Source organism: Actomonas spartinae (assembly GCF_051209155.1).
In the GTDB taxonomy this organism is placed as follows: Bacteria; Verrucomicrobiota; Verrucomicrobiia; order Opitutales; family Opitutaceae; genus Actomonas.
In genome coordinates this window covers 25913-51361 of the sequence record NZ_JBPJGB010000002.1, presented here as the reverse complement: position 1 = coordinate 51361, position 25449 = coordinate 25913, and the positions used below count along the sequence as shown (strand labels likewise).

The following is a 25449-nucleotide window of genomic DNA, read 5'->3' as shown; positions in this document are numbered from 1 at the left end:
CCGCCATCGCGCCGTCGTCCCATGCTCGAACGCTCTCCCCGCAGCCTCGTCCTCGCCCATAGCACGCCTCATTTCGTGCGACTGGCCCGTCTGCAGAAAGACGGCGGCGATCTGCGCGTCTCCGCCGCCGCCGAGCTGCCCCCTGGCGATACCGCCGCGCAGCGCCAGTGGATCAAAGACCATGTCTCCGTATCCGGAAACTGGATTCCGGCGATCGCCGGCTTTCACCCCGCCGGCCACCGCCTGGTGCGCGAAGACGTGCCCTTCAAGGAAAACGTCCCCCAACTCGCCGCCGCGCGCACCGCCCTCAGCAACGCCGCCGGTGCCGCCTCCGCCCCCGATTGGCACCTCGGCCTGCTCGACCCCCTGCGCGGCGGTCCCCTCGCCGGCACGACTGCCATGGTCGACGCCCTCATCGTCGGCGTGCCCCGGGCCGAACTCGTCTCTCACCAACGCCAGCTCCTCAAACAGCACCTGCGCCCGCGCCGCCTCGAGCTCGACACGCTCCCCCTGCTCGGTGCCCTCGCCCGCCATGCCACTGCCCACCTCGACGGCAAGGCGGTCGCTCTCTGCCAGTTCGGCCAGCAGGAAACCACCGTCTACATCGTCGACCGCGAAGGCGTGAAACCACAGCAGCCGGTGTCTTTCGGCCTGCAAACCTTCACCCAAAGCGCGCAAAAGGACCTAAAACTCGACGACCTGGAGGCCACCGCCGCCCGCCTCGACGAGCCCGACGACGCGCTGCGTCAAAACCTGCCGCGCCTCCTCCGCATCTTTGCCAGCCACCTCCGGCTCTGCCTCGACTACTACGAACACCAGACCGGCCGCACCGTGCGCGCCATGTTGCCCGTCCAGCTCCCCACCCGCCGCGCCTGGCTCGGTCCGGCCATGTGCGAAGCCGTCGACCTCCCCCGTGTGACCCTCGACATTGATGCCTGGGCCGCCGACCACCAACTCCGGCTCGACGCCCTGCCCGGTGAAGGCGAGGACTGGTGGCCCACCCTCGCCCTCGCGGCCAATCCTCAAACCTTCGACCATGGCGAAGCCGACTGATTTAGCGCCCACCTCCGGTGATTGGCGGCTCGACTTCCGCCTGACCGACGACCTCCCCGAGGACTCCGTCGTCGGCCGCCGCTTCCTCGCCAACCTCGTCGCCGGCACCATCGCGGGCGCCGCGCTGCTCGCCTGCGCCTGGTCCGGCTACACCCTCTACACCACCCTCAACGGCATCGCCGACTGGGAATCCCGCATCGCCGACGCCGACGGCGACGTGCGCCACATCGATCGCCTGCAACGCGCCTACGACGTCGAAGCCGCCCGCATCGACGAGATCCACCGGCTCGTCAGCTACCCGATCCCCATGACCACCTTTCTGGTCGAGTTGGCCAAGACCCTCCCGCCCGGCATGGTCGTCGACATGATCGACACCAAACAGGGCGCCCTCGTCGTGCGCGGTCAGCTCGACGACGACTCCGAGCGCGCCAGTCGACTGGTCGGCAACTGGGTCGGCGAACTCGCCAAACACGAGGTCCTCGGTCCCGTTTTCCAAACCGTCAAACTCACCGGCCTCGAACGCTTCGACGACGAAGAAGGGCTGCTCTTCGAGATCACCCTCACCCCCCGCTGAGCCGCCGCCATGTCCCAGCCCCTGTTCACGACCATCCGACGCTTCCCCTTCATTGTGGGGTGCACCTTCGTGGCCATCGCGGCGCTCGCCGCGAACCTGTGGATCATCGACAAGGCGCAGGCCTACGACCGCGAACTCGAGGACCTCAACCGCGAAGGCGACTCCCTGCTCGACGTCATTGCCAACCGCTCCCTGCTCGAGCGCGAACTCGACCTCGTCAAACTCGCGGTCAACCGCACCGAGGACAACCTCGTCATCGAGGACAACCTCGCCGAGAACCTCTGGTATTTCTACAGCATCGAAAACCGCGCCCGCACCCGCCTGACCGATCTGCACCAACAGAACGGCTCCAAGCCTGGCGCCAACGACAAGTATCGACTTATCCCCTACGACCTGCGCGTGACCGGCGACTTCCTCCAGGTGGCCGAGTTCCTCCGCCTGCTCGAAACCGGCCCGCGTCTGCTTCACCTCTCCCGCTTCACCATGCGTCGCGTCGGCGCCGCCGAAGGCTCCATCGAGATGGAACTGGAAATCGAACTCCTCGGCAAAAAATGACCCGCCGCGCCCGACACCTCCTCCTCGCCATGGCGGCCGGCCTCACCCTCGCCACCGCAAGCGCGCGGGCGCAGGCCAACCCCGCGCCCGCCATTCCCCAACTGGCCGACCGTCAACTGGAAGTGCGCGGCAAGATCACCGAACTGTTTGCCGAACGCGACGATCCGCCGGCCAAGATTGGCCCCGAGTTCAATGTCTTCGTGCGCAAACGCGAACCCGCCACCGAAAGCCTGCCGGCCACCGTCGTCTCCGAGGAGGAGGGTCTCGACGACCCCAACCTCACTCCGGATGAGCGCATCCTCGCCAACCTCATCAAGGTCATCCACGTGGCCGGCGTCGTCACCGTCTCCGACCGCCAATACATCGTCATCAACCAGGTGCCGATTCCCGAAGGCGGCGTGGCCATCATCGAATATGCCGGCGTCGCGCTCCCCCTGCGGGTCGAGGCGATCGGCGTCGGTGAAGTCACGGTCTCCCACGGCACCGCCCGCATGATTTTCGTGTATTGAAGATCTTGCGACACGCGTCCGTCCTCCCCCTCGCCATCGGCCTGCTGCTCGCCGGCTGCGCCAGCCCGACGCTCACGGTCACCATCCCCCGCATCGAGCGCTTCACCCTCGCCGACCCCGCCGCGACCCCGCGCGAGATCAACCGCGCCCTCTCCCGCCGCGCCGACGCCTACGCCGCCACCATTCCCGGCGCCCAAACCTGGCGCGGTCTCGGGCTGTCCATGGAACCCCTGATTCCACCGGACGCCTGGATCATGACCGAACCCGTGCCCTACGCCGATCTGCAACCCGGCCAAGTCGTGCTCTACCGCGCCCGCAACGGCCGCATGATTGCCCACGCCCTCTACAAGTCCACCCGGCAAGGCTGGCTCGCCGTCGGCGTCAACAACGACGGCATCATCGACCCCACCCGCGTCACCCCCACCAACTACATCGGCGTCGTCACCACCGCCTTCACCACCACCCCACCCCGACCCCCAAAAAACTTGTCACTTGCTAAGTGACAAACGACCGCCCACCGACCCGTCCCACCGCTTCTCCAACGTGAACTTGTCACTTACTAAGTGACAAACCAGCTTGGTCTCGCTGGCCACAACCCTTCAAACCGATTGGCTTCCATGACCTCTACCTTCGGCAGCGGCCTGCCTCCTCCCGATGCGATTTTCACAGATACGCTGATGGCGATCCTAGACTATGCTGTCGAAGCAGGGCGCCAGGCCCGCGCCACCGCCACCCTGAAGCGCACCGGGCTTGAAACCTCGCGGCGCCACGATCTCCAGCCCGGCGCGGACACTCCCATGTGGAACCACCTGCGGGAGCGACTCATACGGCGCCTCGACAAACGGGGCGCCAGGGCCGTGCTCGCCCGCGAACTCAATCTTCCCCGTCAGCGCGTCACCGAATTCCTTCGCCGTGGTTCGGCCATGCCGGATGCGGAACGGACTCTGATGCTGGTCGCGTGGCTCATCCGGGCGGAACAAGCAGCCCGCGTTCCCTCCACTCCCGCACCAGATTCCCTGTGATGGCTAAGACACCGCAATTTCCCTTCCGCACGCCAACTGGTTTGTCACTTACTAAGTGACAAACCGGAACCACCAACGGTCGGCCACCGGGATCGCGACCAGCGATTCGGAAGCCACTTGTCACTTAGCAAGTGACAAGTGGGGCGGCTACTGGGGTTGGGCTCGCGTTGCGGAAGGGCCCTGAGCAGCGTCGCGCGATGAGTTCAGAATCAGCCTCCGGTGGGATCGTTGCGCGGGCGCCTTGGCGAGCCGGGCTGGAGGGGGCGCGGGCCAATATCGGGCCAGGGCTGGTATTGCAGGCGGTGGCTTTGAGCTTGGTGCTGGGCTACTACTTTGTGCCGGGCATCGCGGATGGCCTGAAGGGGCTGACCGACCTGCGAGCGCGCTGGGGCGTCGGGTTCAGCATGCTCTCCACCTCTTTGGCCGGCGGACTGATCCCATGGATCTACCTGCGCCTCATGCCCGCGACGCGCGCCCGTTACGATGGTCGGCAGGGGCTCGGCCTCGTGCTGTTCTGGGGCATCAAGGGACTCGAAGTGCACGCCCTCTATGCGGGACTCGCACTGCTGCTGGGCAACGAACCCACCATCAGCACCGTGCTGCTCAAATCCTTTCTCGATCAACTGGTCTATTGTCCGCTGTGGGCGGTGCCGACCATGTGGATCGGCTACCAGTGGATTGAACACCGCTACCGCTTCGCGCCGGTTTGGTCCCAGATGCGGCGGCCGGGCTGGTATGCGCGCAACCTGCTTCCCGTCTTCATCGCCAACTTCGGCATCTGGGCGCCCACCGTTGCACTCATCTATGTATTGCCCGTGCCCCTACAGCTGCCGATGCAAAACCTGGTGCTCTGCTTCTTCACCCTGCTGATGGCCCACCTCTCGCAGCACCGCTCAACCGAAGAGCATGCGTAGCACCACCACGGCCCCGATCGCCGTGAGGCCGGCGACGCCCGAGCCGAGCGTCACCAAACGATAGCCCTGCGCGACACTCAAACCGGAGAGCTGGGTGATGACCCAAAAATAGCTGTCGTTCACGTGCGACACCGTCATCGCGCCCGCGCCGATCGCCAGCACCGTGAGTGCGAGCACGGCGCCCTGATCAAGTCCGAGCGTCGCCAGCAACGGCGCCATCAGCGACGCCGTGGTCACGATCGCGACGGTCGACGACCCCTGCGCGGTCTTCAGCGCCGCCGCCACGAGGAACGGCAGCACGATGTTGAGCGGTCCCAATTGCAGTTGGGACAAGGTCGTTCCGATCACATCCACCAACGGCGTCTCCCGCAACACCGCGCCCAAGGCGCCGCCAGCCCCGGTCACCAGCACGATGCTGCCCGCGGTTTTCAGCGAATCACCCGACCACTCGCCAAGAGCCGCTGCGCCGCTGCGTCGCCCCAAGACGAGCGCGAGCAAGGCGCCGATCAATAGGGCCAGATTCGGATTGCCCAACGCCGATACCACCGCGTGCCACGTCGATCCGGCCTCCCCCGGCGCGAACGAACGCACCGCGATCAGCCCGACCGGCACCAGTAACGGCAACATCGCGGCACCAGCCCCAAGGACACCCGTGTCCGTCGCCTCATCGGCCACCTTATCGTCGACCGCCACCGGCCAACGGCGTCCCGCCCACTTCGCAAACAGGCCGGTCGCCATTATCACCACCACGGCGACGAGCAGGCCAAAACCCATCACCTGCCCGAGATCGGCCGACAACGCACCCGCCGCCGCCACCGGACCCGGTGTTGGCGGCACGAGGCAGTGGGTCGCGTAAAGCCCCATACTGAGCGCGACCGCGATCGCGCCCATCGACTGACCCGAACGTCGCGCCACCGATTTCGCCAGGGGCGACAGCACCACGTAACCCGAGTCACAAAACACCGGGATCGACACCACGCCACCCGTCAGCCCCATCGCCAGCACGGCCCGCGTGCGGCCCACGACCCGCAACACCAGTTCCGCCAGCGCCCGCGCGCCGCCGGTGTGCTCCAGCACGGCGCCGATCACACAGCCGCAGGCGATGATGACGCCGATGCCGCCGACAGTTTTGCCGAGGCCGCCGGTCATCGCGGTCAGCGTTTGCTCCGCCGACAAACCACTCGCCAGGCCGAAGCCCAACGCGCCAACCAGCAGCGCCAGGAACGGCGGCAGTCGCCAACGAGTGGTGGCGAACACAATGAACGCCACCGTGAGGATCAGGAGCAGGAACGGGGTAATGGCTCCGTTCTAGGGCGACCCCCCTTTGGCGCGACGACAAATCTCTCTTCCGCTGGCGGTCGTTCAGCAGTCCACCGTCCCGCCCCCTCAGTAAGGTCCGCGGATGTGGTCGGCGACGTGGCTGCGGTAGAAGGCCGCGAGCTTTTCGTGCAGTTCGGCCGACAACGGCTCAAGCGCGGCGGCGGCCAGGTTGGCCTTCACCTGCTCGGGACTGCGCGCGCCAGGAATGACCACGCTCACAGCGTCGTGATCGAGGATCCAGCGCAGGGCAAACTCGGCCATGGTGTAACCTTCCGGCACGAGCGGTCGCAGTTCTTCGATGATTTCCAAGCCGGTCTCGAACGGCAGCCCGCCAAAGGTTTCGCCCACGTTGAAGGCCTGGCCGTCGCGGTTGAAGTTGCGGTGATCGTCGGCCGCAAAGGTGGTGTATTTCGACATCTTGCCGCCGAGCAGCCCGCTGTTGAGCGGGAGGCGCACGATGAGACCGACGTTGGCGGCCTTGGCTTTTTCAAACAGCGCGGTGATGGGCTTTTGCCGCAGCACGTTGAAGATGATCTGCAGCGAGGCGACGCGGCCATCGTCGATGCAATACAACGCTTCCTCCATCGACTCGACGCTCGCTCCGTAGGCCTTGATTTTGCCCTCGTCCTTCAGCTCGTCGAGCCAGTCGAACAAGGCGCCTTTTTTAAGTTCTTCGGTCGGCACGCAGTGCAGCTGCGTCAGGTCGAGCGCATCGACCCCTAGCCGCTCCAACGAGTCCTCGGTGTGCTGGCGCACCGCCGCACGGGTGAAATTTTCCGGCCAGCCCGGCTCGCTGCCGCGACCCAGTTTGGTGGCTACAAACAACTCGTCCGGTTCGTCGCAGTGTTCGGCCAGAAACTCGCCGATGATGGTCTCGCTGCGGCCCGCGCCGTAAACATCGGCGGTATCCAGAAAGGTCACGCCACCCGCCACGGCGGCTTGCAGGGTGGCCAGCGCGTCTTCTTCGGTCACATCGCCCCAGTTCGCGCCAAGTTGCCAGGTGCCGAGTCCGATTTCACCGACTTTGCGGCCGGTCTTGCCCAGGGGACGAATATTCATGTCACCCGTTTGCGTAGCACCTGAGCCCGAGCTGGCAAGTCAACGCCGCACCCGGCACTGATCGCTCAGGGTGCCAGCAGCTCCGCAACGGCAGCCTCAAGCTCCTCGCCGCGGACGTCCGAACGCACCAGCCGACCGCTCTGATCGAACAGGAAGGTCGCCGGAATGGCGGTGACACCGAACTTCGAAGCCAGCGGGTCATGCCAGCCGAGACCGTTGAAGCACTGCGGCCAGGGCAGGTCGTGCTCCTCCACCTTTCGGGCAAACGCCCCCTGCGCCGCCGCTTTGTCGAGGGAGACGCCGATCACCTCAAAACCCTGTTCGTGATACGCGGCGAAAACGTGTTTCACGTTGGGCAGCTCCTCAATGCAGGGCTGGCACCAGGAGGCCCAGAAATCGAGCAGCACGACCTTGCCGCGCAACTGCGCCATATCGACCTCGCGCCCATCCATGGCCGTGAAACTCAACTCCAGCGGCTGCTCCGCCAGCTCGCTGAAACGCAGCCGATTCTCGACGTAGTCCCGCACGTAGCGGTTGGGTGAATCGCGGTAGCTTTCGAACAACTCCGTTTCCGTGCGGGCGGGTGAACCGCCCAGCGCGAAACGGGAGTAAGCCACGAACAGGTCCCACCCGTGCGGAGCATCCGGCCATTCGGCAAGAAAGGCTCGCATCGCCTCATCCAGCGGCGCCGCGTCGTAGGGCTGTTGTTGCGCCTGCGCGCCGGCCGCGGCGGCGAAGAGCGGCGCAAACGTTTCGCGCACAATCGCATTGATCGCTTGCTCCTCCGGCGTCGGTGATTCCGCCGCGAGCCAGCCCGCGGCGCAGGCCAACAGCATCAGGGGCCGGAGCAGCTTGCGCGCCTTCATCAGAGTTTGAGCAAACGCTTCACCTCGGCCTCGAGCTTCGGACCGCAGGCGTTGGTCGAGACCAGCATGCCGTCCTGGTCGAGCAGGAACATGGCCGGGATGCCGCTCACGGTCCACGTCTTCACCAGCGGATCATTCCAGCCCAGGCCTTCGAAGCGCTGCGGCCAGGTGACCTCCTCCTTGGCGACGAGGTCGATGAACTTCTGTCGATCCTTCGCGTCGTCGAGCGAGATGCTCACAATCTCGAAGCCCTTGTCGTGGTAATCCGAATACACCTGCTTCACGTTGGGCAGCTCGGCGATGCAGGGGCCGCACCAGGTGGCCCAGAAATCGATCAGCACCACTTTGCCCCGCAGCTTCGCCAGATCGACCTCGCGGCCGTCGATGGCGGTGAAAGCCAGTTCAAAGGGCGCCTGGCTGAGCTCGAAGAACCGCAGCCGGTCCTTCACGTAGGCCCGGGCGTGGCGATTGGGACTGTCGGCGAAGGTCTGCAGCACTTCCTCTTCGGTCGGTTTATCCGCCGTCGCCATCTTCAGGCTGACGAAAGTCGAGAGCATACCGCGGCCGGTCTCGCTGTCGGGCCAGCGGGCGATGAAATCCCGAAAGGCCGGCTCGATCGTCGAGAGATCGGGTGACCGCCCCTCGCGCATGGCGTCGTAGGCCGGGAAGAACTTCGGATTGAGATCGGCAAACTCGAGTTGCTCGCGCACGTGATCCGGGGCGTCGGTGGCGGCGCGCAGTTCGAGTTCGATCTGGGCGACCTTGGCCTCGAACGCCTGCTCCTTGGCCGTGTCGCGATGCACCGCGGACTCGCCGCCCTCCGGGTAACCTTCGTCGATCGAGATCACAAAGCGCGGGTGGAAGCGGCGCTGCTGCAGAATGAGTGCCACTTCCCAGCGCAGCGGATCATCGGGATGGTCCTCCAGAAACTGCAGCGCGGCGGCACTCACCTTGCGCGTGACGCCGTCAAACCAGAGGTAGTTCTCGCGCGGATTCAGCTCATCTGGGCGCGGCGAGCTCATGAGCTCGCGCAGAGCCTGGAAGTCGGCCTCGGCGGATTCAGCGGCCACGACGGACCCGGCGCCCAACACGAACGCCAGGCCCGCCGCGACAACGGGGATCATCCGCCGAAAGCGGGCCAAAAGGTTACGGGAGGTCATGGCGGGTCTCAGAGGGATTTTTTGATCTGCACGTAGAGGAAGCGCTGCCGCGGATCGGCGGCGCGGTCGTAAAAGGCCTGACCGTCGGTGATGAAGGTTGGCTCCTCGTTGGTGACGTTGAGCACGCCGAGGGTCCACTTGGTGCCCCGGAACCAATTGCGCGAATCGGCGGCGTAAGGGACCTCGTAGCTGACCTGCACATCGCCGGTGAGAATGGAGGGCAGCTTGTGCCCATCGATCGGATACGCCCCCGGGAAACTCGGTGACGGATCGGTGGTCGGACCGAAGCGGCTGTCAACATAGCGCCCGGTGACGGTGGCCGACCAACGGTTGCGCTGCCAGGTCACCGCCGCGTTGCCGCGCCAGTGCACCGGACCGCCGGCGCCCACCTGCTCCACAATCGGTGCGGTCGGGGTGGCGAGCAGCTCGAAGCTGTTGGTGAAGGTCGCGCTGGCATTGAAGATGAAGTCACCCAGCTCGCCCGCGCCGAAACGGTAGCGCAGCCGAATGTCGGCCCCCTCGGTGCGCGTGATCGAAGCATTGAAGGCCCGCGCGTCGACTTCGGTGATGCGGCCGAGCCAGCCCATCGCCGCCTCGGCAGCGGTCGGCTCTTCGCGAGTGATGAGGAAACCAAAGGCCTCCGGATTCGCGATCACGTTCACGAAGGATTGGAAGACGATCGCGTCCGCTTTCTCGATGCGCCAGAAGTCGAGGTTGAGGGAGAAGTCCGGCAGGAAACGCGGCGTAAAGACCAGGCCGACGTTGTAGGACTCGGCGGTTTCCGGCTCGAGGCCCGGATTGCCGCCCTGCTTGATCGTCATCATCGGCGTGAACTGCATGGTGTTGCCGCGGGCGGGATCGGGGAAGAAACCCGGCAACATGAACTGCGTTTCCGGCAGGCTGACGTCGGACCAGTTGGGCGGATAGAACCCCTCCGAGTAGGAACCACGAATCGCAATGTCGGGCGTGAACTGGATCTTGGTCGCGATGACATTGCTGTCGGCCGACTGATCGTTCGTGAAGGGATTGTCGTTGGAGTCGATCCCCTCGGTCGAACTCTCCTCGATCGAAAGGCTGGCCTGGATGTCCCAGCTTTCGATGAAGGGCACCGGATTCCAGTCGGCGCCAAAGACCGGAATGCTGATCTCCACTGCGCCATAGGTCACCTCGCGCGAAGCTTCCGAGGAGGAGGGGTCGTCGAAATACGGTTCGCCATTGATGGCTTGGTAAAGGCCGTTGCCCTGAATGATACGCTGGCCACCCGTGTAGGTCCAATCGGAGAACTTGCCCACCACGGAGGCGCGCAGCGGTCCACCCGGCAGGTTGAAGACATCGCCGAGCAGGCGGGCGTTGATTTCCTTCTGCACCCCGCGACTGAAGCTGTTGCGATCATACAGGGTGTAGTTGGCCGCGTCGGCTGCGTTGACCGGATACGCGTCGTGATCGGCGAGGATCGGGTAATACGCGCGACGGGTCGCGGCGGAGGCCGACGGCCCCGGGCTGGCGAAGGGCGAGAGGGCGGAGAGGTTTGAGACTGCCTGCTCCGGATTGAGGCTGTGCACGTCGCTCTCGATGTAGTCGAGGGTGCCATCGACCGACCATTCCCAGGTCTCGGTCAGCTGGCCCTTGAGGCCGGCGACGAGACGGGCGGAATCGTATTGGGAGTCAAACTCCGGATCGGGGAGATCGGGCAGGTCGAGAAAGACGGTGATCGGTCGGCCCACAAATCCCGGCGTCACATCGGTGCGAAACGGATTGAGGGGATCGGTCTCACTCAGGCTGATGCTGAAGCTCTGCGGTGCGGCGTAGTTTTTCTCGGTGCGGCCCACGGTGAGCTCGACGTAACCGTCGAGTCGGTCCGGGACGAACTCATGCTCGAGGATGGCGTTGAAGCTCAACACGTCGATCGGTTCATAGATCACGGTGCGACCGAAACGCGGTTCGAGATTGGCCACGCCGGCGGTGCCGGCGAAGTCGGCCGGCGTCAGATTGAAGGATTGCTCCGGCGTCGTGCCCGTCGGCACCGCCGCGTAACGCGCCCCCTCGGCGCCGGGAATGCCGAGGCCGGGTTGACTGGCTTGGCCGCCGATCAGGATGGTGCCGGGCGCACCGGCGTAGGCGCGCAGCATCATGCTTTCGAAGTAAGGCACACCCTGCGCATTGGTGAGGGTGGAGTTGGGACCGTAGCGGCGCATCGCTTTGGCAAGGTAATCGCGATCCTCCGACCGCAGAGCGTCGCGGTGGTGGTAGCTGAGCGTGGTGGTCAGGCCGGTGCGGCCGTCGTTGAAGCGCATGCCCTCGAGGTAGGTCATGCGTGCCTCGGTCGCGCCGCCCTCGGTCGAAGTGCCGATGTAGGCGGTGAGGTCACGACCGGCGTATTCCTTGCGCAGGATGATGTTGATCGCGCCACCCAACGCCCCCGCGCCGTAAATGGCGGAACCGGACGACGGCAACAGCTCCACACGCTCGATTGCGGCGAGCGGAATGCGACCGAGATCGGCGCCGCCCCCGTCGGTGAGACCGGTGCGCGGCATCACGCGACCGTTCACCAGCACAACGGTCTGCGCAGAACTGAAACCACGCAAACCGACCGTCGAGTAGGTGGGAAGCAAACCGCCCGAGACGCCGGTGTTGCTCGCCGTGCCTTGCAGCGGCGTGGACAGCGAAGAGGTCTGCGGCAGGTTGCGGAAAAGTTCCTCCAGGCTGGCGACGCCCATGCGCTCGATTTCAGCGCGGGTGATGACGTCGTGGTAGAGGGGAGCGTTCTCGCCGGATTGGAGCAGACCGCGATTGATCACGCCCTCAATGCGATGCTCGGTGACCTCAAAGCGCTCGAGCACGAGCGCGCCGTCTTCAATGCGAGTCGTTTGGTTCGGACGGTCGCTGGCCGCTGGCGCCGTCCGTGGGACGTTTGGGTCCGAATCCCGTCGCACGGCGAGCGCGCCGGTCTGCGGATCGGTCATGACCACCAGGCCCGTGCCGGCGAGCATTTGTTTGAGCGCGTCAACGGCGCCCAGTTTGCCTTGCACGGGTTTGGTGGTGATGCCGCGCACGGTTTCGGCGGCAAAGAGCGTCTCCCGGCCGGAGATCTCGGCAAACTCCTTGAGGCGAACGGTCGCATCGCCCGCCGGCAGGTTGTAGGTCTTTTCGGTCTCGGTGGCAGCGAAGGCCGCCACGGTGCAGAGCACACCGAACATCACGGCGCGCAGGCTTTTGAGCATTTGGAGATAGGTCATGATCGGCGACCGCAGGGGCGGTCCATTCTAGAGACGAGTCGCCCCGCCCCACCCGTAAACGTTTTCACGAAAAAGTTTCGCAGCCGTCCGACGCCTGTTGCCGCATCCGAAATCCGGATACAATCAGCGACCGCGGGAAAGCTCGGTGCGGCCCTCGCCCAGCGGCCGGGCCGCGATGTCAAAGGTCAGGCCAAGGAGACGCACAAACCCGTCGACGTTGTCGGGCCGGAAATTGCCGCCGATGCGCAGATCGCCGAGACGCGGATCGCGCAGCTCGAGCTGGTGGCGGTTGAGGCGGTTGAACTCCGCAATGGCGTCGGCCAGCCGCGTGTTGTCGAACTGCAGGCGCGGCGCCTGCCAGGCCAATTCGGCCGCGATCTCGTCGGTCGATACCGCGGTAACGGACGGTTCGACCCGGACGCCGGCAGCCAACGCGACCGCGCGCGGCACCACCGCGCGTTGCCCCATGGACACAAACATTTCGGCGGACATCTCGGCCGCCTTGGCCGCCGCCGGTGCCACGGCCGCGACCGATTCGGTCTCGGACTGCACGCGCACGCGACCTTCGGTCACGAGGACTTCGATCGCCTCGGGACTAAGCTGCACATTGAAAGCGGTGCCCACGGCGACGACCTCGACCCCATCCGCTTCGACGATGAACGGACGGGAAACGTCCTTCCACACCGTGAAGTGCGCCTCGCCGGCGGTGAGGCGCACGCGGCGTTCGTGTTCGGAATAGAGCACGACCAGCTCCGCGCCATCGTTAAGCTCCACGCGCGAACCGTCGGGCAGCGCAAGGCGTTCGTTGACGTGGAGAAAAGAGGCCGGGCGGTTGGCGGCCAGAGCGTCGGCCGGCGGCGCATCCGTTGCGGGCGAGCCGCGCCACAACAGCACCATGAGAGCCGCGGCGGCGGCGAGACCGAGTCCACCGCTCCATGCCCACCAGGACCGTTTGCGCGCCAGTTGGCGCACGCGCTCGAGTCGGGGTGGGGGCGCGAAGAGGTCCGGGTTGGGCTCCACCGCGTTGGCGGGAGTCCACTCGTAAAGCTGCATCATACGCTCGAGCACCTGGGCATGTTGCGCGACGGCGGCGGCGTGGCGCGAATCGGCGCTCAGCCACTGCATGTATTCATCCTGCTCGGCGGCGGTCAGACCGCGATCGCGGCGCGCCAGCCAATCGGTGGCCGCTTTTTGCAGGGCCGCACTGGCAGGTTGGGAAGAGGATGGTGAGGACGGGGGGTTCATGTCGGGATCACCGGACGTCGCCGTGCTGAAAGAAGCTCGTGCAAAGACGCACACCCTTGGCCATCTCCTTTTCAACCGTGCTGAGGGAAACACCGAGTTTGCGCGCGATCTCGCCCTGAGTCATGCCGTAGGCGGTCCGCAGCGTGAAGACGCGGCGGCAGCGATGCGGCAGGGATTGGATCGCTTCGGTCAAGAGTTCGAGTTCCTGTTGTTTGCTGACGGTGGCCACCACATCGGTGGTATCAGTAAAGACGGACGGATCACCGACCTCCGTAATCGGTTCGAACGAAACCACGTTCTGCCGCCGCACCGCATCCAACGCGAGGTTGCGCGCGGTGGTGAACAAGAGGGCGCGCACGGATTGGATCTCGGTCGATTCGCGCACCCGGATCATGCGCGTGAGGGCTTCCTGCACGAGGTCATCCACATCCGGCAGCGAGGGAAACCGCGCCAGCAACCACGCGCGCAGCGCCGGGCGGTGCGGTTGCACCTGCTCGGTATACCAGGAAACGGTTTCGGGCGCAGTGTCGGGCGGCATGGTCGAGTCGAGAACAGGGCCGGCGCGTGCAGCTGACGTGCCGGGCGCGGCCACCCGCAAGGGTTTTCCCGATATTCACCACATTCCTTACGGGTTTGCGGAGTTCGTTCGTCGTAGGCTCGGAACCCGTAAAACGAGCCGGCCGCGCCTATTCGTGCATTTTGAAGCCGTAACCGAGCACCTCACTGGCGTCGGTGAGTGTGACAAAGGCGCGCGGGTCGTGTTCGCGCACCACCCGTTTCAAGCGCGGGGTGTCGCTCGGGCGCATCACGACCATCAAGACCGCCCGCGCTTCGCCGGTGTAGCCGCCCTCCCCCGCCAGCCGTGTCAGGCCAAGGTCGATGTCGTGCAACACGGCTTCGCTGACCGCCGCGGGTTGCGTCGTGACGATGAGGGCGAGTTTGGCATGGTCGCCACCGCCCAACACCCGCCGGACCGTGCGGCTGATCAATGCCGACGACACGATGGCGCACAGCGCCTGCTCAGTCGGAAACACAAACGCCGCCGCCGTGATCACGACGCCATCGAGCACCAGGATGCAACGATCGACCGGCCACCCCCATATGCGATGCGCTACGATCGCCACCGTGCTGAAACCACCCACCGAACCCCGGCCGAGGAACACCAGGCCGATGCCTGCACCAACCGCCACACCACCGCAGATCGCCGCCAGCAGCGGATTCTGCGTCAAGGGCGGCAGACCGCGCGTGAGGGCGACGAAAAGCGGCACCAGCGCCGACCCCAGCGCACAGCGCACCAGGAAGGCGCGCCCCAGCATCCAGCCCCCAAAAATCAGAAAAGCACCATTGAGGCCTGCCTGCCAAAGTGCCGGCTCGAGCCCGCTGAGCCGTTGCAGCACCAGCGACGCCCCCGGCACCCCACCTGGCGCGATGCCGCCGGCGCGCAGCAACAGGTTGAACCCGAGCGCCACCACCAAAGACCCGAGCACCACGAGTCCGAGGTCGCGCCAAGTGCGGGGCCGTGAATCGCGACGGCGGGAAGGCGTGGTTGCAGATCGAGCCATGACAGTCTCTGGGACGAGCGAGCGGCCGGTTGCCTCATTCCGCCAAAACCAAACCCGCGACTCCGATGGGAGCTCGCGGGTCGGTCACAACTACGAACGAAAACGTTAGCGGAAACGGGAAACGACGAAATCAGGCATCCAACTTGAGCAGGCGCCGAATCTGGACCTCGAGCTCCGGCCCGCGGGCCTCGATCGACGCGACCTCGCCGTCCGGCCCGATGAGCACCATCGCGGGAATGGCATCGATGCCGAAGCGTTTCGCGTAATCGTTCTGCCAGAATTTGCCGTCGTAAAACTGCGGCCACGGCATGTTGTTCTTCTTGGTAAAGGCGAGCATGCGGGACTTGGCCATCTTGAGTTTGCCGGCGTTGGCCGGGTTCTCGAAGTCCTCCCGGACACCGGAGTTCTCCAAGGTGATGCCAATGATCTCGAAGCCCTCATCGTGATACTTCTCGTAGTTGGCGAGGAGGTTGGGAATCTCGGCGATGCACGGCGCGCACCAGGTGGCCCAGAAGTCGATCAACACGACTTTGCCGCGCAGTTTGGCCAGATCCACTTCGCGACCATCGGCGGCGGTGAAGGCGAGCTCGGCGATGCCATCGAACCGGCTGAAGTCACCGGCGGCCTCGGCCAGCATGCGCTGAATCTGGGGATCTTCGCTCCCCTCCAGGCGGGCGCGGAAAGCGGTCCGTTGCTCGGCGGTGCCGAAGCGGTCGAGGAAGCCGAGATGCTCGCGAGCGAGGCCGCCGGCCATATCGGGCCGACGGTCCATCACGGCGTCCGCCACGTCGATGAAGGCCTGCAAGTTCTCCGGGGTCTGGTCGCGCACAAACCGCCCCCGAGCCTCGACATAGCGCGTGTAGAGCGCGCCGCCGACGTGGCGCGGCGTGGCATCGGGCGACGCCAGCACTTCGTCAATGCGGCGGTCCTGACGCTCGCGGAAAGCCGCCTGCTTCGCCTCGTCGCCGATGCGCGCATTCCACGAGGGGCGTTCGTCGTCGGGGATGTTGAAACCCAGCAGGTAGTGGGGCGGCTGATACGACAGCTGCACGAACACATCCAGCCGGCGCGGATCGTTCGGATGGGCCGCGGCGAACGCGTCGATGGCGGCCTCGAGATCCTGCGCCCTCTGGTCGAAGAAACGGATGAGTTCCCGGCCGTCGGCCGGCGAGAGATCGGCGAAGTTGCCGCTCACCGGCGGCTGGCGCTCGATGATCGCCTGCACCGTCGCCCAATCGGCGTCGGCCGCCGAAACGGTCGCGGGGGCGGCCGTCGGCACGTCCTCCGCGACGAGGCCCGCCGGCAGGATGGGCAGCGCGAGAAGAACCAGGGCGAGAGGGCGGAGACGGGAGGCGAATCGAGTCATGGCGTCGGACCAGGTTAGAACTTCTTGGTGAAGCTGAGGATGTAGCGGCTCAGGCGGGGATCCATCACCACGCGACCGTTGGCGGCAGCCGTGTCGGAGGGACCCGTGTTGAAGGCATTGATCACCGTAAGGCCGATCTTCGATCCGGCAAACAGCTGACCAAACGCGTTGTCCGGACCCTGATCGCTGAAGCTGTAGGATACGCGCGGATTCCACTCCACATAGGACGGATAGCTAAACTGCGGAAAGGACGGGCCAAAAATCTCGTAAAGGCCTTGGTAGTTGACCGACACACCCGCTTCCCAGCCGTCCTTGGCCCAGAAGAAGGAACCACTGAACCGGTCCGGCTTGTAACTGTAGGAGAGTGAGGCCGCCGGGGTCGACAGGGAGGCCTGCGGATCCTGGTTGGTGTAGGTGCCAGTCAGCATGAACTCGCCCAGATCGGTGATGCGGTGGTAGGACAGACCGAGGTCATAACCCTGGGCCTTCTGCCAGGCGAGGTTGAGCGCGCTGGTGTCGAACCCGGTGATCGGGCCGAGCCAGTCGGCCGGATCGCCCGCCGGCTTCGGACCGCGGATCACGCGCTCGGGGAAGAAATCGATCAGGGTCTGGTAAGAGGTGGAACCGACCTTGTCGTCGAACACCGTGTCCCACCAGTCGGCGGACAGGGAGAGGCCCTTCACCCACGGCACATCGATGACGATGCCCACGTTGCGGGAAACAGAGGTCTCCGCATTCAGCCCAGGCTGACCGCCACTGGTGAGGGAGTAACTGCCGATGACCGCTTCGCCGCCCCGGGCGGTGTCGTAGACGTTGCGGGAGGCCGTGATGCTGGTGGTAAAGTTGCTTTGCGGGCTCTGCAGGTCGAAGAGCTTGGGCGCCTTGAAGCCTTCACTGCGCGAAGCGCGGATGGTCATCCAGGAAACAGGCTGCAGCAGCGCGCTGACGCTCGGGGTCAGGTGATCGCCGATGTCGGAGAAATCCTCATACCGGCCGGCGCCACGCAGCTCGAAGCGATGGACGAAGGGCAGTTTCTGTTCGTCGCTGATGAGCGGCACGGCGATCTCGGCGAAAGCCGAATTGATGGTGCGATCAAAGGGATCCTGCAGCTGATAACCGGGCGAGGGGTCGATGAAGAACTCGACCTCCTCGCGCTGGCTCTCGGCGCCCACGGCGAGGCGGACGTCACCGGCCCAGCCGGACCAGATCGGACCATCGGCCGTGATCAGCAGATCGTAGACGTCGGACGTGTCTTCGTGGAGGCTGTTGACGAGCACGCTGTCGAGCGCGCCGGCGTAGGGCGCCGCCGTGCGGGAATCATAGGTGAAGTTGAGTTGCTTGGTCGGGTCGGTTTCATTTTTGGCCGCGTTGAGCGCACCAAAGTTGAAGCCAGTGCGGGTGCCCTTGTCATAGACCACGTTGCGAGTCCAGGTGAGACCCACGTCGTAGCGCCAGCCGTGGGCGAGGTCGCCCTGGACGCCGACGGTGAGACCGGAGTTGGTTTGGCTGGATTCGCTCTGCGGCATGATGTCGTAGAACACCTTGGCGAGGTTGACCTGGGAGCCGAACGGGTTGCCAAGGTAGCCGGCTGGCAGCGAGGTGATGAGGGTCAGCGGCGAGCCCACGTAGTCGAACTTGGCCTCGCTCCAACGGGTCTCGGCGTAGAAACGGAACGCCTCGCTCAGCGTGTAACTGCCCTTGACCAGGATGCTGCGGGTCTCGGACTCATCGACGAGGTAGGAGTAGTTGGCCGAGTTGTAGGCCGGCGCGATCGAATTGCCGACCAAATCGGCGACGGTGTAGCCGGAGCCGTTGGTGCCGTCGGGCAGCGCCACCACATGGGTGGAGAGCCCGGGCAGATTGGCCCCGCCGGTGGCCGGGTAGAACGCCGTGGAGAGCGTGGCCCCCTCGTAAGGCACAAAATTTGACGCCGGCGGCGCGAAGCTGAAGGCGCGGTCCCGCGATGCGAGGGCGTTCTGGGTGGCGGCGGTCACCGTGGCGAAGAGCGAGAATTTGTCCTTCGTGATGCCGCCGGTGAGGCTGGCGGTGAGGTTGGCGACGTCGCTGTCGAACGCATTGTCGTAGGTGAGGTCGAGCTGACCGCCGTTGTAGTCCTTCTTGAGGACGATGTTCACCACGCCGGCAATGGCCTCGGAGCCGTAGATGGCGCCGGCGCCCTGGGGCAGGATGTCGATGCGCTCGACGGCCGAGATCGGCAGACCGTCGATATTGAAGTCCTCGCGACCACCCGCACCGCCCGGAAAGGCCTGGCCGGAGTGCGGGACGCGGCGACCGTCGACCAGCACGAGGGTGGAGTTACCGCCGAGACCACGCAGGTCAAAGGTCGTGCTGGCCATCTGGGCGCGGGACGGACCGCCATTGGAGAGGTTGTCATTGAAGCCCACCGAAGCGCCCAGCTGCGGGATGGCCCAGCGAACGTCGGCGAGGCGGGTCAGGCCGCGGCGCTCGAGTTCCATGGCGTCGAAGCTGATGACCGGCATGGCCGGCTGTTCACCCACGAGGGAGCGGAGGCGCGATCCAGTCACCTCCATCTGTTGGAGTTGCACAACCGCCCCGTCCTCGCGGGCGGTGTCGGCGGTGTTGGTCGAAGCGGTTGACGTCTCCTGCGCCTGCAGCGCGGCGACGGAGGAAGCCACCGCGAGCAGGGCGGTGGCGAAATGTTTGCGATAGGTCGGCGTGGCCATGGAAGGACCGTTGCGGTTGCGTTACGACCACTTCAATCTAACAAACGTTAAGAGCAGGCCGCCACCCTCTGGTTCGTTTCCTGCTCTGCGATGCACCCTTCCGGCATGCCTGAGACCACCTATTGTCCCGAACTTCCGCCCGCCCGCGCCCTCCACGGCGTGGAGCAGGACGCCATTCTGGAGGTGAACCGGGCCCTGGGGGTCAACGCTTTGTGGAAGAGCCTGCAGTCCCTCTTCGAGGATCTGGTCCCGCACGACAGCCTGGTGATGTCGCAGGGCTACACCGATTGGCGCAAGGAATCCACCACCCGCCGACTCACCTCGGCCAAGTCCCGCGTGGTGGATGACACCAGCATTCAGCCCGTAGTGGCCGGCGAAGGGCGCAATTTTTTCCAACCCTTTCTCGACGCGCGCCACGGGGTGCCGGTCTACAGCCACAGTCAGGTGCTGGCCGATCCGCGCAAAGTTCCGCAAACCCGTTACTACAAACGGTTCATGCAACCGCTCGGCTGGCGCTACTCCGCCCACATGCTCTTTTGGCAAGGCGGCGAGGTCACCACTTCGTTCGCGCTGCGCCGCCGGCCCGACCAAAGCGACTTCACCGCCGCGGAACTCGCCCGCCTGCACTCCCTGCACCCGCACATCGGCGCCGCCCTCGACCGCCTCGATGCCTACGAAGGCGAGCGTCGCACCCGCGTGCTGCTGGAGTCCTTCTACCGCGCCCAGCCCGACGCGGTGCTCTTCCTCGATTGGAACCTGCACGTGATCTACACCAGCGTCGAAGCCTCCCGCCTCTGCGCGGTGTGGAACTTTGGCGCCGATGAAGCCCGCCGCTACAACTCCCAGGCCGTCTTTGCCCTGCCGGCCGAAATCGCCGGCGCCTGCGAAGAGCTCAAGAACTCCCTGCTGACGTCCGGACGCGAGATCTCGCCCAACGCCGAACCCGCGCCGCGCACGCTCACGGTGGTCGCCCCACGCGGCGAGTGCGAAGCCGCCGTCACCTTGCGCCGCGACAACCGCGGTGGGCACGAGCAACCCGTTTTTGTCATCCGCCTCAAGGAAGCTGCCGCGGGCTCCGATGGCCAAAGTCAGACCCGCCACCTGTTGGCTCAACTGACACCGGCCGAACGCGAACTCGCCGCCCTCATTTGCGAAGGGCTCCCCAACAAGATCATCGCCCAGAAACTCTGCAAAACCGAAGGCAGCGTGCGCGTGCAGATCAGCGGCATCTACCAAAAGCTGCGCGTCGGCAGCCGGGCCCAGCTCATCATCGCATTGCGCTGAATTAGCCGTGGTTGCTCTGGGGTCACGCCTCGTCGCGAAAGGCACCGGACCAAGAGCTAACTAAAGTTAACCTGACTCCGCCGCATCGCGCTTCACGGTCGCTACAAGGGCTCCGCCCTGCGACCGTTCATGCACGTTTCTCCGTTATTCAATCCAGCCCCCGACGCCCCGCGCGACCTCCAACTCGCCGCGTCTCCGCTGCTGCCCCTGCACTTCGCCGCGGAGGAAATCACCGTCTACGCCAAAGCGGAATACCTGCATCCCTCCGGTTCGATCAAAGACCGCCTCGCGGCCTGCATCTTCACTGAGTTGATCCAACTCGACCGGCTCACGCCCGACCTGCGCATTGTCGAAGTGAGCAGCGGCAACACCGGCATCGCCCTCGCCCGGCTCGGCGCCCGCCTCGGGGTGGCGGTGCACATCCTCATGAGCGACAGCGCGAGCCTGGAACGACGCAGCCTCATCCGCCACTGCGGCGCTGACCTCACCCTTTTTCACGCCGATCGCGGCTACCTGACTGGCATCGCCCTCGCCGAGGACATGGCGGCCGCCGACCCGCGCGTGTTCCTGCCGCGCCAGTTCGAAAATCCGCTCAACGCCGCCGACCACGCGCGACACACCGGCCCCGAGATCCTCGCCCAGATGCCGGACCACCGTGTCGATGCCTTTGTGTCCGGCTACGGCACCGGCGGCACGCTCGCCGGTTGCGCGCAGGCCCTGCGACCCACCAACCCGTCCCTCACCCTCGCCGCCGTCGAGGTGGTCGGCACTGGCTCCGCCATGGCGGAGATGCCGTGCTGCGAACTCATCGAAGGATTCACCGGCGGCTTTCGCCCACCCCTGCTCGCCGACGTGCCGCTGGACGCCACCCTCACGGTCAGCGTCAACGACACCCTGACCATGACTCGCCGACTCGCGCGGGAATTCGGCTTGCTCGTGGGTCCCTCCAGCGGAGCCAACGTGTGCGCCGCGCTGCGCCTGGCCGCCGATCTCGGTCCGGATGCCCGCGTCGCCACGATCCTTTGCGACCGCGCCGACCGCTACCTGTCGACCGCCCTTTTTGCCCCGGAGCGGAACTAAGCCCTGAGGATAGTCCGCTCCCGTTCGTCCTAACTTTCACACCACCCTCCGTCCAAATCCCCTTTTTGTTCATGCGTTTCCGACCCGTCGTCCATCTCCTCGTCCTGTCTCTGCTCGTCCTGTCTCCGCTCGTCCTTGCCCTGCGAGCCGAAGCCTCCCTTTCCGCCCGCGAACATCTGAGTCTCGAGGACGTCCCTACGCGCGAGATCGCGCCGACCGACCAAGCCAAGTTCGACCGCCTCGTCCTCGCCAACGGCCTGCGCGTGCTGCTGGTCAGCGATCCGTCGTTCAACAAATCCGCCGCTGCGCTCGCCATCGACGTGGGCCAGCTCGAGGACCCGGCCGAGACCACCGGCCTCGCCCACTTCACCGAGCACATGCTCTTCCTCGGCACCGAGAAGTTCCCCGACGAGGGCGAATACGGCACCTTCGTGAAAAACAACGGCGGCTACACCAACGCCTACACCTCGTCCGACCACACCAACTACCAGTTCGAGGTGCGCCACGAGGCGCTCGACCCGACGCTCGACCGCTTCGCCCAATTCTTCATCGCCCCACTCTTCACGCCCACCTACACGGAGCGCGAGGTCAACGCCGTGCACAACGAGGTCATGCGCCACGTGCAGAACGACGGCCGCCGCATCTACAACGTGCTCCGCGAACTCTACACCCCGGGCTCGCCCGAATCGCGCTTCACCGCGGGCAACAAGGACACCCTTGCCGACGCCGACTCCGCCAAGGTGCGCGCCTTCTTTGAGTCCTACTACAGTGCCGACCGCATGGCGCTAGCCATCACCGGCGCGGCGCCGCTGGCCGAACTCGAGGCCATGGCCCGCCGCCACTTTTCCGCCATCCCCAATCGCCAGCTCGGCCCGAACCACCGCACGTCGACCTTCCTGCCCCGCGAGCCCGCCCTGCGCCTGGCCCAGGTCGAGCCCGTGCGCGAGGTGCGTGAGCTCCAACTCCAGTTCCCGCTCGACGCCACCCGCGCCAACTTCGGTGCCAAGAACGACGCGCTCATCGGCACGCTGCTCTCGCACGCCAACCCCGGCGGACTCGAGGCCGTGCTGAAGGACGCCGGCCTCGCCCTCTCCGCCGGCGGCGGCTTCTGGGACCGCAGCGCCGACTACAGTTCGCTGTTCCTCTCCATCGCCCTCACGCCCGAGGGTGCCGACCGATTGCCCGAGGTGTTCGACCTCGTCTTCGGCTACCTCGACTTCCTGCGGCAGGCGGACTTCCCCACCACGCTTTGGCAGGAATCGGCCCGCATCGCCGCGCTCAACGAAACCTACAACGACCGCGGCGAGGGCGCGAACCTCGCCACCAATCTCGCCAACCAGGCCCTGTATTACCCACTCGAACTCGCCGAACGCGTGCCCCACCTGTGGGTCGCGCCCGACGAGGCCGACTACCGCCACATCCTCGCCCAGCTCACGCCCGACAACTTCATCGCCGTCTTCGCCGCCCAGGGTGTGCCGACCGACCGCACCGAGGAATTCTACGGCACCGCGTATTCATATTCCGAGGACACCGGTCCCGCCTACGCCCGCCTCCTCGCGGCGCGCGCTCCGACCGACGGCACCTTCGCCCTGCCCCGCGCCAACCCCTACCAGCCCGACCAACCTGAACTGCTGCCCGAGCGCCCAGTGCTGCTCACCCGCGAGCCCGGCCTCACCCTCTTCTACGCGCCCGACCTCGAGTTCAAGCGCCCACAGACCACGCTGCGTTTCCGCTTTGTGCCGCGCCGCGCCAACACCAGTCCGGCCACGGCCGCGCTCATCGCGCTGTTTGACCAATGCCTCGGCGATGCGCTCAACGAGACCGCCGGCGAAGCCGCCCGCGCCGGCGTGTCGTTCAACGTCGGTGCCAGCCTCGACGGCTTCAACCTCACCGTGACCGGTTTCGGGGACTCCGCCGTGCGCTTTGCCAACGAGGTCATCCGCCGCGTGCACCAGGTCGAGCCCACCGCCGAACGCTTCGCTGTGCTGCAAGAGGGTTACCTCCGCTCCCTGCGCAGCTTCCCGCAAACCGAGGCCTTCCGCATGGCCAGCATGCGCCGCGGTGCGTGGACCCACGAACTCTCCTACTTGCCCGACCAACTGCTGCCCACCGCCACCGCCGCGACCTGGGCCGAGGTGCAGGCCGCCGCGCGCGAGTTCTTCGCCGGCGGCACGCTGGAAGGCGTGATCCACGGCCACCTCGCCCCCGAAGCCGCGTTGGCCACCGCTCGCGACATGCGCGAGCAGCTCAACTTCGCCACCGCGACCGGGGAATCGCTGCGCCGTCCGCGCGAACTCGTGCAGGAGCCGGGCGAGCTGTTGGTCGAGGTCGACGCCACCGCCGGCGTGAACTCCGCCTACAGCGCCGAACTGTTGCTGCCCGGCGTGACCGCCCGCGACCGCGCCGCCGCCGTCGTGCTGGGCAACTTCGTTTCCCAACCCTTCTTCAACGAACTGCGCACCCAGCAACAGCTCGGTTACATCGTCGGCGCCGGCAGCAACGGCTCCCGCCGCACCCGCGCGCTCTACTTCGTAATCCAGTCCAGCACCCATGCGCCCGACGAACTGCGCCAGCGCGCCGAGACCTTTATGGCAACCTTGCCGGACCAGCTTGCCGCCCTGCCAGCCGACGCCTTCGCCGCGCTCATGGCCGGCGCCCGTGCCAACCTTGAGGCGAAGGACAAGAGCCTGCCCGAAAAGGCGGGCCGCTTTTTCAGCCTCGCGTTCGACCAGGACGAGGACTGGGACCGCCAGGACGAGACCCTCGCCGCGCTGGACGCGCTCAACCAAACCGAACTCGTCGCCCTCCTGCGCGACACCCTCTCCGGTCCGACGAAGCGCGAACGGCTCGTCCTGCTCAATGGTGAGAACCACGAAGGCTCGACCGCCACGTCGACCTTCACCGAACGCGAAGCCTGGAAATCCGCCCGCACCTACCGATGAGTTCGCCCGCCCTGCCCTTTGCCCGGCCCTACGCCACCCGCCGGGGGCGTTCACCCTTGCTCAATCTCGTCGGCAACACCGCCCTGGTGCCGCTGCGTTTCGCCGCCGAAGGCATCACGGTGTATGCGAAGGCTGAATACCTGAACCCGTCGGGCTCGATCAAGGACCGGCTCGCGCTGCACATCATCGAGGACGCGGAGCGCCAGGGCCGGTTGCGGTCCGACTCGATCATCCTGGAGTGCACCTCCGGCAACACCGGCATCTCCCTCGCCATGGTCGGCGCCGCCAAGGGTTACCGGGTCAAAATCCTGATGAGCGAATCCGCCAGCGTGGAACGCCGGCACCTCATTCGGCACTTCGGCGCCGAGATCGAGTTGTTCGCGCCGACCCAAGGCTACGCCACCGGCATCGGCCTCGCCCGCGAGATGGCGGCCCGCGACGACCGCATTTTCCTGCCCAACCAGTTTGAAAATCCGCTCAACGCCCTCGACCACGAGCACAGCACCGGACCCGAGATCCTGCGGCAGGTCCCGCACGGTCGGGTCGACGCCTTCGTGTCCGGCTACGGCACCGGCGGCACGCTCACCGGCTGCGGCCGCGCGTTGAAAGCCGCCGCGGCCGACACCCTCATCGTCGCCATGGAACCCGCCGAAGCCGCCATGCTCTCCGGCGAAATGCCCTGCTGCCACGCCATCGAGGGGGTGGCGGGCGGATACATTCCACCGCTGGTGCGGCAGGCGCCGATTGATCGCAAAGTGAAGGTCAGCAGCGCGGACGCGATCGCCATGACGCAGCGGCTCGCCCGCGAATTCGGCCTGCTCGTGGGCACCTCCTCCGGCGCCAACCTCTGCGCCGCGCTCTCCGTCGCTCGCGAACTCGGTCCCGACGCCCAGGTGGTCACCATTCTGTGCGACCGCGCCGAACGTTATTATTCGACCCGTTTGTTCTGCCCACCGAGCTGAACGGACAACGCGACCTGCCTCCCGGGAACAATCCC

Annotated in this window: 21 protein-coding genes; 11 read left to right on the top strand and 10 right to left on the bottom strand. The window is 65.9% G+C overall.

What is annotated here, in order from left to right:
- The first annotated feature begins 21 nt into the window (after window positions 1-21).
- The 7 genes from AC0MRV_RS08240 to AC0MRV_RS08210 all read left to right on the top strand — a co-directional run bounded on the left by AC0MRV_RS08240 (window position 22) and on the right by AC0MRV_RS08210 (window position 4627).
- Window positions 22-1053, top strand: a complete 1032-nt coding sequence (locus tag AC0MRV_RS08240) for a hypothetical protein (protein WP_472763978.1) — start codon at window positions 22-24, stop codon at window positions 1051-1053.
- Window positions 1037-1627: a PilN domain-containing protein gene (locus AC0MRV_RS08235; RefSeq protein ID WP_472763977.1), complete on the top strand. Its 591-nt coding sequence runs from the start codon at window positions 1037-1039 to the stop codon at window positions 1625-1627. The genes AC0MRV_RS08240 and AC0MRV_RS08235 overlap by 17 nt, the downstream gene beginning before the upstream one ends.
- A 9-nt stretch (window positions 1628-1636) precedes the next feature.
- Entirely contained in the window at window positions 1637-2182 is a 546-nt protein-coding gene (pilO, locus tag AC0MRV_RS08230) for a type 4a pilus biogenesis protein PilO (RefSeq protein WP_472763976.1), read from the top strand.
- On the top strand, window positions 2179-2691 hold the full coding sequence (locus tag AC0MRV_RS08225; RefSeq protein WP_472763975.1) for a hypothetical protein: 513 nt from the start codon (window positions 2179-2181) through the stop codon (window positions 2689-2691). Before pilO ends, AC0MRV_RS08225 begins: the two co-directional genes overlap by 4 nt.
- 5 nt (window positions 2692-2696) lie before the next feature.
- A complete protein-coding gene (locus AC0MRV_RS08220; protein WP_472763974.1) occupies window positions 2697-3194 on the top strand; it encodes a S24/S26 family peptidase in 498 nt (165 codons plus the stop codon).
- Between the two features lie 114 nt (window positions 3195-3308).
- Window positions 3309-3713 carry a hypothetical protein gene (locus tag AC0MRV_RS08215; protein WP_472763973.1) on the top strand — a complete coding sequence of 135 codons (405 nt, stop codon included), beginning with the start codon at window positions 3309-3311 and terminating at the stop codon, window positions 3711-3713.
- 197 nt (window positions 3714-3910) lie between these two features.
- Window positions 3911-4627, top strand: a complete 717-nt coding sequence (locus tag AC0MRV_RS08210) for a hypothetical protein (RefSeq protein WP_472763972.1) — start codon at window positions 3911-3913, stop codon at window positions 4625-4627.
- Here the strand turns inward: AC0MRV_RS08210 and AC0MRV_RS08205 are convergent.
- The 10 genes from AC0MRV_RS08205 to AC0MRV_RS08160 form a co-directional block, all read right to left on the bottom strand.
- Window positions 4607-5884, bottom strand: a complete 1278-nt coding sequence (locus AC0MRV_RS08205) for a GntP family permease (RefSeq protein ID WP_472763971.1) — start codon at window positions 5882-5884, stop codon at window positions 4607-4609. The genes AC0MRV_RS08210 and AC0MRV_RS08205 overlap by 21 nt on opposite strands.
- Before the next feature lie 129 nt (window positions 5885-6013).
- Complete coding sequence (locus AC0MRV_RS08200; RefSeq protein WP_472763970.1) at window positions 6014-7006, bottom strand: aldo/keto reductase; 993 nt, start codon at window positions 7004-7006, stop codon at window positions 6014-6016.
- Window positions 7007-7071: 65 nt separating this feature from the next.
- A complete protein-coding gene (locus AC0MRV_RS08195; protein WP_472763969.1) occupies window positions 7072-7872 on the bottom strand; it encodes a TlpA family protein disulfide reductase in 801 nt (266 codons plus the stop codon).
- Complete coding sequence (locus tag AC0MRV_RS08190) at window positions 7872-9032, bottom strand: TlpA family protein disulfide reductase (RefSeq protein WP_472763968.1); 1161 nt, start codon at window positions 9030-9032, stop codon at window positions 7872-7874. The genes AC0MRV_RS08195 and AC0MRV_RS08190 overlap by 1 nt, the downstream gene beginning before the upstream one ends.
- Window positions 9033-9040: 8 nt before the next feature.
- Entirely contained in the window at window positions 9041-12268 is a 3228-nt protein-coding gene (locus AC0MRV_RS08185) for a TonB-dependent receptor domain-containing protein (RefSeq protein WP_472763967.1), read from the bottom strand.
- Between the two features lie 123 nt (window positions 12269-12391).
- Complete coding sequence (locus AC0MRV_RS08180; protein ID WP_472763966.1) at window positions 12392-13513, bottom strand: FecR family protein; 1122 nt, start codon at window positions 13511-13513, stop codon at window positions 12392-12394.
- 7 nt (window positions 13514-13520) lie between these two features.
- Entirely contained in the window at window positions 13521-14051 is a 531-nt protein-coding gene (locus AC0MRV_RS08175) for an RNA polymerase sigma factor (RefSeq protein WP_472763965.1), read from the bottom strand.
- 148 nt (window positions 14052-14199) lie between these two features.
- Complete coding sequence (locus AC0MRV_RS08170) at window positions 14200-15075, bottom strand: YitT family protein (protein ID WP_472763964.1); 876 nt, start codon at window positions 15073-15075, stop codon at window positions 14200-14202.
- 130 nt (window positions 15076-15205) lie between these two features.
- Complete coding sequence (locus tag AC0MRV_RS08165; protein WP_472763963.1) at window positions 15206-16441, bottom strand: TlpA family protein disulfide reductase; 1236 nt, start codon at window positions 16439-16441, stop codon at window positions 15206-15208.
- A 14-nt stretch (window positions 16442-16455) separates the two neighbouring features.
- Complete coding sequence (locus AC0MRV_RS08160; protein WP_472763962.1) at window positions 16456-19146, bottom strand: TonB-dependent receptor plug domain-containing protein; 2691 nt, start codon at window positions 19144-19146, stop codon at window positions 16456-16458.
- Between the two features lie 105 nt (window positions 19147-19251).
- Between AC0MRV_RS08160 and AC0MRV_RS08155 the strand changes: the two genes are divergently transcribed.
- The 4 genes from AC0MRV_RS08155 to AC0MRV_RS08140 all read left to right on the top strand — a co-directional run bounded on the left by AC0MRV_RS08155 (window position 19252) and on the right by AC0MRV_RS08140 (window position 25414).
- The gene (locus AC0MRV_RS08155) at window positions 19252-20430 is read left to right on the top strand and encodes a helix-turn-helix transcriptional regulator (protein WP_472763961.1); all 1179 of its coding nucleotides are present in this window, start codon (window positions 19252-19254) and stop codon (window positions 20428-20430) included.
- A gap of 129 nt (window positions 20431-20559) precedes the next feature.
- Window positions 20560-21510 (top strand): PLP-dependent cysteine synthase family protein, encoded by a 951-nt coding sequence (locus tag AC0MRV_RS08150; RefSeq protein ID WP_472763960.1) that lies wholly within the window; start codon window positions 20560-20562, stop codon window positions 21508-21510.
- Between the two features lie 71 nt (window positions 21511-21581).
- A complete protein-coding gene (locus tag AC0MRV_RS08145; protein WP_472763959.1) occupies window positions 21582-24452 on the top strand; it encodes an insulinase family protein in 2871 nt (956 codons plus the stop codon).
- Window positions 24449-25414 (top strand): PLP-dependent cysteine synthase family protein, encoded by a 966-nt coding sequence (locus AC0MRV_RS08140; protein WP_472763958.1) that lies wholly within the window; start codon window positions 24449-24451, stop codon window positions 25412-25414. Before AC0MRV_RS08145 ends, AC0MRV_RS08140 begins: the two co-directional genes overlap by 4 nt.
- Window positions 25415-25449: the final 35 nt, after the last annotated feature.